Annotated in this window: 1 protein-coding gene; it reads right to left on the reverse strand. The window is 52.3% G+C overall.

The genetic code is table 11. The annotated features are described in order from the left end of the window. The coding region (locus SB753_RS41465; RefSeq protein ID WP_410805742.1) for a hypothetical protein at nt 1-235 on the reverse strand (235 nt) is incomplete at both ends.

Here is a 235-nt window from a genome sequence, read left to right on the forward strand (position 1 = left end):
GACGCCGCTTTCGGTTACCTGTTCATCTTGTTGATTCAGCTGGATTTCGTCCTGATCGCGTTGCAGAGTTTCCGCGCTGGCAAAGCGGTTTTTGATCAGTTTGACGGCCGGCATCGACATCAGTAGCAGCAAAAAGAATATGGCGCCCAAGGCATCAGCGGTCAGTGCTGCGGTATAAAGTGATGAATCCAGAAAACCGGTAGCCTGTGCTGTGGCAACAAAGTTGACGCTGCCG

This window comes from Paraburkholderia sp. SIMBA_053, assembly GCF_046534895.1.
GTDB classification, from domain to species: domain Bacteria; phylum Pseudomonadota; class Gammaproteobacteria; order Burkholderiales; family Burkholderiaceae; genus Paraburkholderia; species Paraburkholderia caledonica.